The following is a 13,245-nucleotide window of genomic DNA, read 5'->3' as shown; positions in this document are numbered from 1 at the left end:
GTTTCAGATTTTACGCAGGACAATGCTTAGACCTGCGTGTCGGCAGAGAATCAGAACTGCATCAGTTCCGCTTCTTTATCCGCCAGCGCCGCATCAACTTTCTTGATAGCAGCGTCAGTCATTTTCTGCACATCTTCCTGAGAGCGGCGATCGTCATCTTCGCTGATCTCTTTCTCTTTCAGAAGCGCTTTGACTTTATCGTTGGCATCGCGACGAACGTTACGCACGGCAACGCGCGCTTGTTCAGCTTCGCCACGCACGATTTTGGTCAGATCTTTACGACGCTCTTCGGTCAGCGGCGGCAGCGGAACGCGGATATCGCTACCCGCAGAGCTTGGGTTCAGACCGAGGTCGGAAGCCATAATCGCTTTTTCAACGGCCGGGCTCATGGAGCGATCGAAGACGTTGATCTTCAGGGTGCGGGAGTCTTCTACCGTTACGCTAGCCAGCTGACGCAGCGGGGTCGGCGTGCCGTAGTATTCCACGATAATGCCATCCAGCAGGCTGGGAGAAGCACGACCCGTGCGTATTTTGCTGATTTGGGTTTTGAACGCTTCGACGCATTTGTCCATGCGTACTTCAGCATCTTTTCTGATATCGCTAATCACGTTACGAATCCTTGAAAACTTGTCTCAGACAGACCAGACGGTCGCCCACTGCAAAAGTGAGCTAAGTATAGTCATGTTTATGCTCAGCGTCTTTCAGGCTACGGGTCAGCCGCAGCATTCCGTCCACAGAACATGTTGAAAACCATCGGGTCAAAAACCCGAAAAAGTAAGGCCGAATATTACCCGTATTTGACGCTGACGGGAATTACTCAGTAATTAATGTGCCTTCTTTTTCACCCATCACCACGCGGCGCAGCGCGCCAGGCTTATTCATATTGAATACGCGAATCGGCAGTTTGTGGTCACGCGCCAGGGTAAAGGCCGCAAGATCCATCACTTTCAGCTCTTTATCCAGTACTTCGCTGTAGGTCAGCTGATCGTACATGGTTGCGGAAGGATCTTTGGCCGGATCGGCGGTAAATACACCGTCGACTTTGGTTGCTTTCAGTACCACATCGGCTTCAATTTCAATGCCGCGCAGGCAGGCAGCGGAATCGGTGGTAAAGAATGGGTTACCGGTACCCGCGGAAAGAATCACCACGCGGTTGTTACGCAGCAGGCTGATAGCTTCCGCCCAGCTGTAGTTATCGCACACGCCATTCAGCGGAATCGCTGACATCAGGCGGGCGTTCACATAGGCGCGATGAAGTGCATCACGCATTGCAAGGCCGTTCATGACCGTTGCCAGCATGCCCATGTGGTCGCCCACAACGCGGTTCATACCCGCTTTCGCCAGACCAGCTCCACGGAACAGGTTACCGCCACCAATCACTACGCCAACCTGAATACCCAGCTCAACCAGTTCTTTGATTTCCTGAGCCATGCGGTCAAGTATGCTCGCATCAATACCGAAGCCTTCTGAACCTTGCAGAGCTTCGCCACTTAACTTAAGCAGAATACGTTTGTAGACGGGTTTTGCATTGGTAGCCATGTTTCTTTCCTGAGACTGTCAACGAATGAGATGAGTTAATTCTGGCGACATTGTACGTCGCTTTTCAGCGTACCCACTATAGCGGTTGGCTGAATTTACACATTAAGCGCAAAAAGAAGCCGCCCTCAGGCGGCTCCTTTTGAAAATTAAGACTGCTTGGACATCGCAGCAACTTCTGCTGCAAAGTCAGTCTCAACTTTCTCAATGCCTTCGCCCACTTCAAAGCGGATGAAGCCAGTCACGTCAGCGTTGTGCTCTTTCAGCAGCTGAGCAACAGATTTGCTCGGGTCCATAACGAACGGCTGGCCGGTCAGAGAAACTTCGCCGGTGAATTTCTTCATGCGGCCTTCAACCATTTTCTCTGCGATTTCTTTCGGCTTGCCAGACTGCATGGCGATGTCCAGCTGAACCTGGTACTCTTTTTCTACCACTTCAGCGGAAACGTCTTCCGGCTTAACGAATTCAGGCTTGCTTGCAGCGATGTGCATAGCCAGCTGTTTAACCAGCTCTTCGCTCGCGCCTTTAGCGGCAACCAGAACGCCGATACGCGCGCCATGCTGGTAAGAACCCAGAACTTCGCCTTCCAGAGAAGAAACGCGACGGATGTTGATGTTCTCACCGATTTTAGCAACCAGCGCAACGCGTTCTTCTTCGAACTGTGCTTTCAGAACTTCAACGTCAGTGATTTTGCCAGCAACAGCTGCGTCCAGAACTTTGTTAGCAAATGCCTGGAAACCACCATCTTTAGCAACGAAGTCAGTCTGGCAGTTAACTTCCAGAATGATGCCGTAGGTGCCATCGATTTTAGTAATGATTACGCCGTCAGCAGCAACGTTGCCTGCTTTTTTCGCTGCTTTAATAGCACCGGATTTACGCATGTTTTCGATTGCCAGCTCGATGTCGCCGTTCGCTTCAGTCAGCGCTTTTTTGCAATCCATCATGCCTGCGCCAGTACGCTCGCGCAGCTCTTTTACCAGGGATGCGGTAATTTCAGCCATTCTTTATTCCTCGGGAGATGTGATCTGCCCGGTTCCAGGAACCAGACAGATTTGAAAGTGAAAAAGGGGCCGCTAAGAGGCCCCTATTTATACACGGTACTAAATAAGGGTATGCCTTATTATTCAGCTTCTACGAAGCTTTCTTCCGCCTGAGAAGCCAGATCCTGAGAACGGCCTTCACGAACGGTAGCAGCAACAGCGCTCAGGTACAGGCTAACTGCACGGATTGCGTCGTCGTTACCCGGGATAACGAAGTCAACGCCGTCCGGATCGGAGTTAGTATCAACGATAGCAAATACCGGAATACCCAGGTTGTTTGCTTCTTTGATTGCGATGTGCTCGTGGTCAGCGTCGATAACGAACAGCGCGTCCGGCAGGCCGCCCATGTCTTTGATACCGCCCAGGCTGTTTTCCAGCTTGTCCAGCTCACGAGTGCGCATCAGCGCTTCTTTCTTGGTCAGCTTGTCGAAAGTACCGTCCTGGGACTGAGTTTCCAGGTCTTTCAGACGTTTGATAGACTGACGAACGGTTTTCCAGTTAGTCAGCATACCGCCCAGCCAGCGATGGTTCACGAAGAACTGGTCGCAGCTGTTAGCAGCGTCTTTTACCGCTTCGCTTGCAGCGCGCTTAGTACCAACGAAAAGGATTTTGCCTTTGCGAGAAGAGATCTTGTTCAGTTCAGCCAGAGCTTCGTTGAACATCGGTACAGTTTTCTCAAGGTTGATGATGTGAACTTTGTTACGCGCGCCGAAGATGAAAGGCTTCATTTTCGGGTTCCAGTAACGGGTCTGGTGACCAAAGTGAACACCAGCCTTGAGCATGTCGCGCATGGAAACAGTTGCCATGTTTAAAACCTCTATAGATAAAAGTTGGGGTTATGCCTCCACGTATCCCATATTACCGACCCCAAAGGGCACCCCGGAATATGTGTCGATACGTGTGTGTTGTTACACAAAGTGAGATTTGTCGCTTCAGTCCATCTTGTGTATCTGAGAATGGAACAGAAGTCCGGCGCGCTTTATACCACAAAACAGGATCGGAAACCAACTGTTGTTGACGTCGCGTGCTGCTAATGATTCTCAATTTGGCAGCAGGACGCCCGGACTGTTAACATTGTTCAGACATAATCTATTATTGTCGAAAAAATCGACACTGCTGGACACAATCCATGGCTATTTCTATCAAGACATCTGAAGACATCGAAAAAATGCGCGTTGCCGGCCGCCTGGCCGCCGAAGTGCTGGAAATGATCGAACCCTACGTAAAACCGGGCGTCAGCACCGGCGAACTGGACCGCATCTGCAACGATTATATCGTTAACGAACAAAAAGCCGTATCCGCCTGCCTGGGCTACCACGGCTTCCCGAAATCCGTCTGCATCTCTATTAATGAAGTGGTGTGCCACGGGATCCCGGACGACGGCAAATTGCTGAAAGATGGCGATATTGTCAACATTGACGTCACCGTCATTAAAGATGATTTCCACGGCGATACCTCGAAGATGTTTATCGTCGGTAAACCGACCATTCTCGGCGAGCGCCTGTGCCGCATCACCCAGGAAAGCCTCTATCTGGCCCTCAAAATGGTCAAACCGGGGATTAATCTGCGCGCTATCGGCGCCGCTATTCAAAAATACGTTGAAGCCGAAGGTTTCTCCGTGGTACGCGAGTACTGCGGCCACGGTATCGGCCGCGGTTTCCATGAAGAACCGCAGGTGCTGCATTACGACTCTCCGGAAACCAACGTGGTGCTCAAACCCGGTATGACCTTTACCATTGAGCCAATGGTCAACGCGGGTAAAAAAGAGATCCGCAGCATGAAAGACGGCTGGACGGTAAAAACTAAAGACCGGAGCTTGTCTGCGCAGTATGAGCATACTATTGTGGTGACAGATAACGGCTGCGAAATACTGACGTTACGCCAGGATGACACTATCCCGGCGATAATCTCGCACAACGAATGATGAAAAGCCGGCGCCAGCCGGCTTTTTTATGACGGGCATCCTGTGGGTCGCCGCAAGCGACGTTAATAATCGCTCCCGGCGATTTTTTATGACGGGCGTCCTGCCCGTCACCCTGTGGGCCGCCGCAAGCGACGTTAAAAATCGCTCCCGGCGATTTTTTATGGGCGATAGTTCTTTCTTATGGTGGCGCAATGAGCAACTCTCTATCTAATACTGTCCCCCTTGATCTGTCCGCTCAGCCAGAAAATCCGGGCGAGTGGCCAAAAAGTGATTTCAATTGCGCGACGATTAAAGCGCTTATCGACGTTTTTCAGCGCTGGCTGGGCGAGGCTTTTGATAGCGGTATTGCCGCGGAAAGATTGATTGAAGCACGTACAGAATTTATCGATCAGCTGCTCCAGCGGCTGTGGGTCGAGTACGGTTTCGGTTCAATTAACGACATCGCGCTGGTCGCCGTCGGCGGCTACGGCCGCGGTGAACTGCACCCGCTTTCTGATATCGATCTGCTTATTTTGAGCCGCAAAAAGCTCCCCGATGAACAGGCGCAAAAGGTCGGCGAGCTGCTGACGCTGCTGTGGGATATCAAACTCGAAGTCGGCCACAGCGTGCGCACCCTCGAAGAGTGCCTGCTGGAGGGACTGTCGGACCTCAGCGTCGCCACCAACCTGATTGAATCGCGTCTGCTTATTGGCGACGTCGCGCTGTTCCTTGAACTACAAAAACACATATTCAGCGACGGCTTCTGGCCATCGGAAAAGTTCTTTGCGGCAAAAGTTGAAGAGCAGAATGTACGCCATCAGCGCTATCACGGGACCAGCTATAACCTGGAGCCAGACGTGAAAAGCAGCCCGGGCGGCCTGCGCGATATCCACACCCTACAGTGGATCGCGCGACGCCATTTCGGCGCCACCTCGCTTGATGAAATGGTCGGCTTCGGCTTCCTGACCGAAGCCGAACGCAACGAGCTTAATGAATGCCTGCATCAGCTCTGGCGCATTCGCTTTGCGCTACATCTTGAGCTCAACCGCTACGATAATCGCCTGCTGTTCGACAGGCAGTTCAGCGTCGCCCGCCGTCTGCGCTATGAAGGCGAAAGCAACCAGCCGATTGAGCATATGATGAAGGATTTCTTCCGCGTCACCCGCCGGGTGAGCGAGCTGAATCAAATGCTGATCCAGCTGTTCGAAGAAGCGATTCTCGCGCTCACCGAGGATGAGAAGCCGCGGCCGATTGATGATGATTTTCAACTGCGCGGCACGCTTATCGATCTGCGCGATGACACGCTGTTTATCCGTGAACCGCAGGCCATTCTGCGCATGTTCTATACGATGGTGCGCAACAGCAGCATCACCGGCATTTACTCCACCACGCTTCGCCATCTGCGCCACGCCCGCCGTCATCTGACGCAGCCGCTTTGCTACATTCCGGAAGCGCGGACCCTGTTCCTCAGTATGCTGCGCCATCAGGGCGCGGTAAGCCGCGGGCTGCTGCCAATGCACCGCCATAGCGTGCTGTGGGCCTATATGCCGCAATGGTCGCATATTGTCGGCCAGATGCAGTTCGATCTGTTTCACGCCTATACCGTTGATGAACACACCATCCGCGTGCTGCTGAAGCTCGAGAGCTTCGCCAAAGAAGAGACCCGTAGCCGCCATCCGCTGTGCGTGGAACTGTGGCCACGCCTGACGCATCCGGAGCTGATCCTTATCGCCGCCCTCTTCCACGATATCGCCAAAGGGCGCGGCGGCGACCATTCGATTCTCGGCGCGCAGGACGTGCTGAAATTCGCCGAGCTTCACGGTCTTAACTCGCGAGAAACCCAGCTGGTCGCCTGGCTGGTGCGCCATCATCTGCTGATGTCGGTCACCGCCCAACGTCGCGATATTCAGGATCCGGAAGTGATTAAGCAGTTCGCCGAAGAGGTGCAAACGGAAAATCGTCTGCACTATCTGGTCTGCCTGACCGTCGCCGATATCTGCGCCACCAACGAAAACCTGTGGAACAGCTGGAAGCAGAGCCTGCTGCGCGAGCTCTATTTCGCCACCGAAAAACAGCTGCGCCGGGGGATGCAAAACACGCCGGATATGCGCGAGCGGGTGCGTCACCATCAGCTACAGGCGCTGGCGCTGCTGCGGATGGAAAATATCAATGAACAGGCGCTGCACCAAATCTGGAACCGCTGCCGCGCCAACTACTTTGTGCGCCATACGCCAAACCAGCTCGCATGGCATGCGCGCAATCTGCTGCGGCACGATCTCAGCAAGCCGATGATCCTGCTCAGTTCCCACGCCACGCGCGGCGGCACCGAGATTTTTATCTGGAGCCCGGACCGCCCTTACCTCTTTGCTGCCGTTTGCGGCGAACTGGATCGCCGTAATCTTAGCGTTCACGATGCGCAGATCTTCACCACCCGAGACGGCATGGCGATGGATACCTTTATCGTTCTTGAGCCGGACGGCAGCCCGCTTTCCGCCGACAGGCACGAAATGATCCGCGTGGGCCTGGAGCAGACCATCAGCCAGCGCAGCTGGCAGCCGCCGGCGCCCCGTCGTCAGGCGGCGAAGCTGAGGCATTTTTCCGTGCCGACAGAGGTGAATTTCCTGCCGACGCATACCGACCGGAAATCCTTTCTTGAGCTGATTGCTCTCGATCAGCCGGGTCTGTTAGCGCGCGTCGGCCAGGTGTTTGCCGACCTCGGCATTTCGCTCCACGGGGCGCGAATTACGACAATTGGTGAGCGAGTAGAAGATTTATTTATAATCGCCACGGCAGACCGGCGCGCCCTTAATAATGAGCTACAGCAAGAAGTGCAACAACGGTTGACAGAGGCCCTCAATCCAAACGATAAAGGGTAACGTATTTTTTTAAGTAAATGGAAAGAGTAAACAATGCAGCAATTACAGAACGTTATTGAGTCCGCTTTTGAGCGTCGCGCCGACATCACCCCGGCAAACGTGGATACCGTGACCCGCGAAGCGGTTAACCAGGTGATTTCTCTGCTTGATTCCGGCGCGCTGCGTGTCGCTGAAAAAGTTGACGGCCAGTGGGTCACCCATCAGTGGCTGAAGAAAGCGGTTCTGCTCTCTTTCCGTATTAACGATAACCAGGTTATCGATGGTGCGGAAAGCCGCTACTTCGATAAAGTCCCAATGAAGTTCGCGGATTATGATGAAGCGCGTTTCCAGAAAGAAGGGTTCCGCGTCGTTCCGCCAGCAGCCGTTCGTCAGGGGGCGTTTATCGCTCGCAATACGGTTCTGATGCCGTCCTATGTGAACATCGGCGCCTACGTTGACGAAGGTTCCATGGTGGATACCTGGGCGACCGTCGGTTCCTGCGCGCAGATCGGCAAAAACGTCCACTTGTCCGGCGGCGTCGGTATCGGTGGCGTACTGGAGCCGCTGCAGGCTAACCCGACCATTATCGAAGATAACTGCTTTATCGGCGCGCGTTCCGAAGTCGTTGAGGGCGTTATCGTCGAAGAGGGTTCCGTTATCTCTATGGGCGTGTACCTCGGCCAGAGCACCAAAATCTACGACCGCGAAACCGGTGAAGTGTTCTATGGCCGTGTTCCAGCAGGCTCCGTCGTCGTCTCCGGCAACCTGCCGTCAAAAGATGGCAAGTACAGCCTGTACTGCGCGGTCATCGTCAAAAAAGTCGATGCCAAAACCCGCGGCAAAGTTGGAATCAACGAACTTCTGCGTACCATCGACTAAGCAGTATGAAAAGCGGGAGGCATCCCGCTTTTTTTATATATTAAGCTGGCGAAGATAGATTTTTTCGTTAATTATTCAAAGATTACGATGATATCAAAGGTACCGTTATGTACGATAATCTGAAAAGTCTTGGTATTACCAATCCTGATGAAATCGATCGCTATAGCCTGCGGCAGGAAGCCAACAACGACATTCTGAAAATCTACTTTCAGAAGGATAAAGGCGAGTTCTTCGCTAAGAGCGTCAAATTCAAATATCCGCGTCAGCGCAAAACCGTGGTCGCCGACGGCGTGGGCCAGGGATATAAAGAAGTCCAGGAAATTAGCCCTAACCTACGCTATATCATCGACGAATTGGATCAAATCTGTCAGCGCGATCGTACCGAAATCGATCTGAAACGTAAGATCCTTGACGATCTGCGTCACCTGGAAAGCGTGGTGACCAATAAGATCAGCGAAATCGAATCCGATCTGGAAAAACTGACCCGCAATAAATAAGTTGAGCCCTGTTCCCGGCGTTAATCCTCCTGGCCGGGAACGGTATTCTATCTCTGCTCATCGAGCTGCAGCGCAATATACAGCAGCAGACGATCGTCAAAATTGCCTAAATCCAGCCCCGTCAGCTCAGAAATGCGGTTCAAACGGTATTCCAGCGTATTGCGGTGAATAAACAGCGCCTTTGAGGTCGCCAGCGGCTGCACGTTGTGACGAAACCATGCCTGTAAGGTGCGGCGCAGCAGACCGTTGTTATCCATCGCCTTCAGGCGAACCAGCGGGCGCGCCAGTTCATTGGCCTGCCAGCCGCCGCGCAGGCTATCAAGCAGCACCGGCAGCATCAAATCCTGGTAGAAATAGCTGCGGCTCTCCGGCATCCGCTGCTTGCCGACCATCATCGTGGTCCTGGCGGTGCGGTATGAACGGGCGATACTGCCCGGCCCGGTAAAAAAGTTTCCCAACGCCACGCGAAAACGCAGCTGACCATTCTCTTTCATCCGGCTGATCAGCTGCTCGACCCGTTTGCAATGATCTTCCGCATCCCAGCGGCCAAAGGCATTCAGCGCGGGTTTCAGCACCACCATTTCCGTCAGCGAGACAATGGCCACCAGATTATTACGGTCCGGCGTGGTCAACGCGGTCTGGAGCTGCTGCAGCTCCGCCATCGCGCTATCTACGCCCAACTGGCCGCTATCTACTTCTATCATCGCCACCACGCGAGGCTGATTGAGATCGATCCCCAGACGCTGGGCCCACTCGGTCAGCGCCGGGGTGTTCTCTTCCGCCTGAATCAGGTTCATAACCAGCTCTTCGCGCAGACGGCTATCCTGGGCCAGAAGATGCATCAACCGCGATTGTTCCAGCATCATCTCGGCGGTCATACAAACCAGTTCACCGTATTTACGCAGCGATTCCGGTTCGCCGGTCAGGCCGATGACGCCGACGATCTCCCCTTCCAGACGCAGCGGCAAGTTGATCCCCTGGCGCACGCCGTGCAGATGTCGGGCAACAGCATCATCAATATCGACAACGCGGCCCTGAGAAAGCACTAATAGCGCGCCTTCGTGCAATTCACCAATTCGCTCGCGGTCTCCGCTGCCGATAATGCGCCCGCGGGCATCCATTACGTTAATATTGGTATCAATGATGCGCATCGTACGCGCCACGATATCCTGCGCCATTTTGGTATCAAGATGCCAGCCAGCCATGTAACCCTCCCGTGAGCAGGCGACCAGCATAAAAGAGTTGGCAACACGCCGCATTGTGCATTCGCACAAAGGCGGGACAAGATGTATGGAGTTGTGGAAGATGTCACAGAACGAAAAGGGAAGCTCCGGAAGAAATAAAAAGCCCCTTCTCTCCGCAAGGAGAAAAGGGGCTTTGCGAACCGTCAGAAATTACTGCATCAGCAGATAAATCGACGTATCGCCGCGCTGGATATTGAGGGCCAGAACCGACGGTTTGGCATCAAAGATTTTGCGCAGGTCGGCGATATTTTTCACCGGCTGCTGGTTAGCGCCAACGATAATATCGCCTTTCTTCAGGCCAATCTGCGCCGCCGGCGTTCCCGCTTTCACATTGCTCACCACGACGCCTTTGTCCTGGCCTTTGTTGCTCATTTCAGCACCTTCAATACCGTTGAAGATAGTGCTTGAATCAACCTGATTCTGGTTGCTTTGCTGTAGCTCAACGGTCACCGTCACCGGCTTACCGTCACGCAGCAGGCCAAGCTCGACTTTGCTGCCGATCGGCATGGTGCCCACCTGGGCACGCAGCGCGGCAAAGCTGCTGATCGACTTACCGTTCAGAGTCGTAATCACGTCACCGGCTTTAATCCCCGCTTTCGCGGCCGCCGAGTTCGGCATCACCTGGCTGACGAAGGCGCCGCGCTGAGCGTCGACTTTCATCGCTTTCGCCAGTTCGGAATTCAGCTCGGTCCCCATGATGCCCAGCTCACCGCGTTTAACCTGGCCAAATTTGACCATCTGATCGGTCAGGTTTTTCACCATGTTGCTCGGAATAGCGAAACCGATACCAATGTTGCCGCCGTCCGGCGCCAGAATCGCGGTGTTGATACCGATCAGCTCGCCGTTGAGGTTAACCAGCGCGCCGCCGGAGTTACCGCGGTTAATCGCCGCATCGGTCTGGATAAAGTTTTCATAATTTTCAACGTTCAGGCCGCTACGACCTAATGCGGAGACGATCCCCGAAGTGACGGTTTCGCCCAGACCAAACGGGTTACCGATCGCTACGGTATAATCGCCGACGCGCAGGGCGTCAGAGTCCGCCAGCTTAATCGCGCTCAGGTTTTTCGGATCCTGAATTTGAATCAGCGCAATATCAGAACGCGGATCTTTACCCACCACTTTCGCGTCGAACTTACGTCCATCGCTCAGCTGAACTTTGATCGTGGTGGCGTTATCCACCACGTGGTTGTTGGTGACGACATAGCCTTTAGCGGCATCGATGATCACCCCGGAACCGAGGGCCATAAATTTCTGCTGCTGGCCGCCATCGCTACCCGGCGCGCCGCCCTGCCCGCCGCCCTGACAGAACGGAGAGCTTTGGAACGGAGAACCATCCTGACAGAACGGCGAATTATCGCCAAAGAACTGCTGGAAGTTACGCGGCATCCGCGGCGTATTAACGGTGGTGCTCCCCTCAACGTTAATGCTCACGACCGACGGCATCACTTTTTCCAGCATCGGGGCCAGGCTTGGCATTTGCTGCGCATTAGTCGCCGAAGAAGCTGTTTCCGCCGCGCTCGCAGAGAGAGGGGACAACGCCAGACCTAAACTCAGAGCCAGGGCACTCATTGCTAACGTGGTTTTTTTCATATGTTTCAATCTCGATTTCAGATAACGAATAGTTGCTGTGTTGGTGACTATCAGAGTCATTTTATAGCGCGAAGTTCCGGAATGAAGTTTGGGTAAAAGTAAAAATTTATTGTCCGTCTTTACAAAACTCACCCTTATTCTACGGCCATCAATCGTCGATATTCATCCCATGCATACAAGTCGGTCATGCCGCTGATATAGTCCTGAATGAGACGACAGCGATAATAATATTCCAGCACCGGGAATTCCGGATTATTGCGCGAAATTTTATTTACCGCCTCTACGTAGGCCAACCGATGACGAGTCGAAAGCTTCTGGAAAAGACGTGATGCAATCGGTAAACTTCTCACCCGCTCTTTTTCCACCAGCAGACTAAACTCATCCAGCGATAATTTTAGCAACGGCTGATAAATATCGAGTAAACCGCTAATAACACGATAGCCCTGAAGTTCCAGCTGTTCGACGTCAGGATGGCTAAACACATGTTTTACCGCAACATTTTTATAAAGTTCAAGCAATTGACTGCAATCGCTGTCATCCTCCAGCAGCGCATGATTAAAATCGCCGCTAAAAATCTTCGGCAGATTATCAATAAACCGACGCGCCGCGTAGGGTACCAGCCTATTGAGCGTATTTACCCGTAAATACATAAAAAATTGATCTTCGGTACTCCGGCTAAGAGAATTCGCACGCGATTTCTCCCAGGCGTTTTCGACAACTTGATTAAACAAGGAACCTTTTTCGTGAACGCCCCAGGCTTCATAGAGATGCTGATAAAGCTGCTCTACGCTGAAGATGCGTTTTTCTACCGCATCTTCAAGGTCGGCGACGCAATATGAGATGTCATCCGCAGCTTCCATAATCCACGTTAATGGGAAGCGATTGTAAGGGGCCAGATCAAGTTCTTTACGCAACCTCGCAACATAGCCCTCTTCGGCTAAATAATAACCGGGTTTTTTCATTAAATAATTGTGGCTGGCCGGCGGTTCCCCGCGCCACCATGCCGGACGCGTATATTTTAGAATACAGCCCACCTGCGCCCAGGTCAGATTCATTCGCATCAGCGTATGCACTAAGCGAATGCCCTGGGCATTGCCTTCAAACCAGCATAAATCCTGGCGAACCTTACGCCGCAGCTCATTCAGCTGGCTATCGCCTTCCTGCAGGCGCAGCGCCGCGACCACGCAGCGATCGTCGGTTAACGGCTGGCTGGCCGCATCACCGGGGAAAAGCCGCTGGCTGAACCAATCGTTAATGGCCGCCTCGCCAAAATGGCCAAAAGGCGGATTGCCGATATCGTGCATCAGGCAGGCCATTTCAACGATGCTTTCGAACGGCCCGGTGAGCTCATCCAGCCCGTAGCTCTCCAGCAGCTTCTGTTCTTTCAGTCGGCTCAGCACCTCTTTAGCGATATAGCGGCCAACCTGTTGAACCTCCAGGGAGTGGGTCAGACGGGTTCGCACCGCGGCGTTGCGCTCCAGCGGGAAAACCTGGGTTTTCTGCTGCAACCGGCGGATCGCCGGAGAGTTGATGATGCGCCCACGATCGCTTTCGAAAATTCGCAGGATTTCACGCTCCGTCTCAACGCCCTGCGGTGAACGATAGCGGCGACGCCAGTTAATCTTGTTGCGAAAATCGATCTTAGCCATGATCTCCCCCGAGCGAGCAATAACGTTTCCTTCTAAGCGCATGATAGACTAT

Annotated in this window: 11 protein-coding genes; 4 read left to right on the top strand and 7 right to left on the bottom strand. The window is 53.3% G+C overall.

Features of this window, described 5'->3' with window-relative positions; genetic code table 11:
- Positions 1-50: 50 nt before the first annotated feature.
- The 4 genes from frr to rpsB form a co-directional block, all read right to left on the bottom strand.
- Positions 51-608, bottom strand: coding sequence for a ribosome recycling factor (frr, locus tag KCG39_RS23480; protein ID WP_004098748.1), 558 nt, complete (start codon positions 606-608; stop codon positions 51-53).
- 205 nt (positions 609-813) lie between these two features.
- Positions 814-1,539, bottom strand: a complete 726-nt coding sequence (gene pyrH / locus KCG39_RS23475; protein ID WP_004098747.1) for a UMP kinase — start codon at positions 1,537-1,539, stop codon at positions 814-816.
- 146 nt (positions 1,540-1,685) lie between these two features.
- Entirely contained in the window at positions 1,686-2,537 is an 852-nt protein-coding gene (gene tsf, locus KCG39_RS23470; protein ID WP_004098746.1) for a translation elongation factor Ts, read from the bottom strand.
- A 119-nt stretch (positions 2,538-2,656) separates the two neighbouring features.
- Positions 2,657-3,382, bottom strand: coding sequence for a 30S ribosomal protein S2 (rpsB, locus tag KCG39_RS23465; RefSeq protein ID WP_003856207.1), 726 nt, complete (start codon positions 3,380-3,382; stop codon positions 2,657-2,659).
- Between the two features lie 323 nt (positions 3,383-3,705).
- Here rpsB and map point away from each other — a divergent pair, with 323 nt between their 5' ends.
- The 4 genes from map to KCG39_RS23445 all read left to right on the top strand — a co-directional run bounded on the left by map (position 3,706) and on the right by KCG39_RS23445 (position 8,710).
- Positions 3,706-4,500, top strand: a complete 795-nt coding sequence (map, locus tag KCG39_RS23460) for a type I methionyl aminopeptidase (protein ID WP_004129107.1) — start codon at positions 3,706-3,708, stop codon at positions 4,498-4,500.
- Between the two features lie 191 nt (positions 4,501-4,691).
- The gene (gene glnD / locus KCG39_RS23455; protein WP_049114434.1) at positions 4,692-7,355 is read left to right on the top strand and encodes a bifunctional uridylyltransferase/uridylyl-removing protein GlnD; all 2,664 of its coding nucleotides are present in this window, start codon (positions 4,692-4,694) and stop codon (positions 7,353-7,355) included.
- A gap of 33 nt (positions 7,356-7,388) precedes the next feature.
- On the top strand, positions 7,389-8,213 hold the full coding sequence (dapD, locus tag KCG39_RS23450) for a 2,3,4,5-tetrahydropyridine-2,6-dicarboxylate N-succinyltransferase (RefSeq protein ID WP_004129103.1): 825 nt from the start codon (positions 7,389-7,391) through the stop codon (positions 8,211-8,213).
- 107 nt (positions 8,214-8,320) lie between these two features.
- Entirely contained in the window at positions 8,321-8,710 is a 390-nt protein-coding gene (locus KCG39_RS23445; RefSeq protein WP_004098742.1) for a DUF3461 family protein, read from the top strand.
- Positions 8,711-8,757: 47 nt separating this feature from the next.
- On the opposite strand, the gene cdaR is transcribed toward KCG39_RS23445, so the two are convergent.
- From cdaR to dgt, 3 genes are all read right to left on the bottom strand, one after another.
- Entirely contained in the window at positions 8,758-9,915 is a 1,158-nt protein-coding gene (gene cdaR, locus KCG39_RS23440) for a DNA-binding transcriptional regulator CdaR (protein WP_004098741.1), read from the bottom strand.
- Between the two features lie 189 nt (positions 9,916-10,104).
- Positions 10,105-11,544: a serine endoprotease DegP gene (gene degP, locus KCG39_RS23435; protein ID WP_004098740.1), complete on the bottom strand. Its 1,440-nt coding sequence runs from the start codon at positions 11,542-11,544 to the stop codon at positions 10,105-10,107.
- 134 nt (positions 11,545-11,678) lie between these two features.
- The gene (gene dgt, locus KCG39_RS23430) at positions 11,679-13,193 is read right to left on the bottom strand and encodes a dGTPase (RefSeq protein WP_032742042.1); all 1,515 of its coding nucleotides are present in this window, start codon (positions 13,191-13,193) and stop codon (positions 11,679-11,681) included.
- Positions 13,194-13,245 lie beyond the last annotated feature (52 nt).

This window comes from Klebsiella pasteurii (genome assembly GCF_018139045.1).
GTDB classification, from domain to species: domain Bacteria; phylum Pseudomonadota; class Gammaproteobacteria; order Enterobacterales; family Enterobacteriaceae; genus Klebsiella; species Klebsiella grimontii.
Note: the sequence above shows the minus strand (reverse complement) of the source record. Positions and strands in the feature narration are given on the sequence as shown.

Bases quoted from the DNA above. Each gene is read 5' to 3' on its own strand.
- pyrH (WP_004098747.1), bottom strand. From the start codon at position 1,539: ATGGCTACCAATGCAAAACCCGTCTACAAACGTATTCTGCTTAAGTTA.
- tsf (WP_004098746.1), bottom strand. From the start codon at position 2,537: ATGGCTGAAATTACCGCATCCCTGGTAAAAGAGCTGCGCGAGCGTACT.
- rpsB (WP_003856207.1), bottom strand. From the start codon at position 3,382: ATGGCAACTGTTTCCATGCGCGACATGCTCAAGGCTGGTGTTCACTTT.
- map (WP_004129107.1), top strand. From the start codon at position 3,706: ATGGCTATTTCTATCAAGACATCTGAAGACATCGAAAAAATGCGCGTT.
- glnD (WP_049114434.1), top strand. From the start codon at position 4,692: ATGAGCAACTCTCTATCTAATACTGTCCCCCTTGATCTGTCCGCTCAG.
- dapD (WP_004129103.1), top strand. From the start codon at position 7,389: ATGCAGCAATTACAGAACGTTATTGAGTCCGCTTTTGAGCGTCGCGCC.
- KCG39_RS23445 (WP_004098742.1), top strand. From the start codon at position 8,321: ATGTACGATAATCTGAAAAGTCTTGGTATTACCAATCCTGATGAAATC.
- cdaR (WP_004098741.1), bottom strand. From the start codon at position 9,915: ATGGCTGGCTGGCATCTTGATACCAAAATGGCGCAGGATATCGTGGCG.
- degP (WP_004098740.1), bottom strand. From the start codon at position 11,544: ATGAAAAAAACCACGTTAGCAATGAGTGCCCTGGCTCTGAGTTTAGGT.
- dgt (WP_032742042.1), bottom strand. From the start codon at position 13,193: ATGGCTAAGATCGATTTTCGCAACAAGATTAACTGGCGTCGCCGCTAT.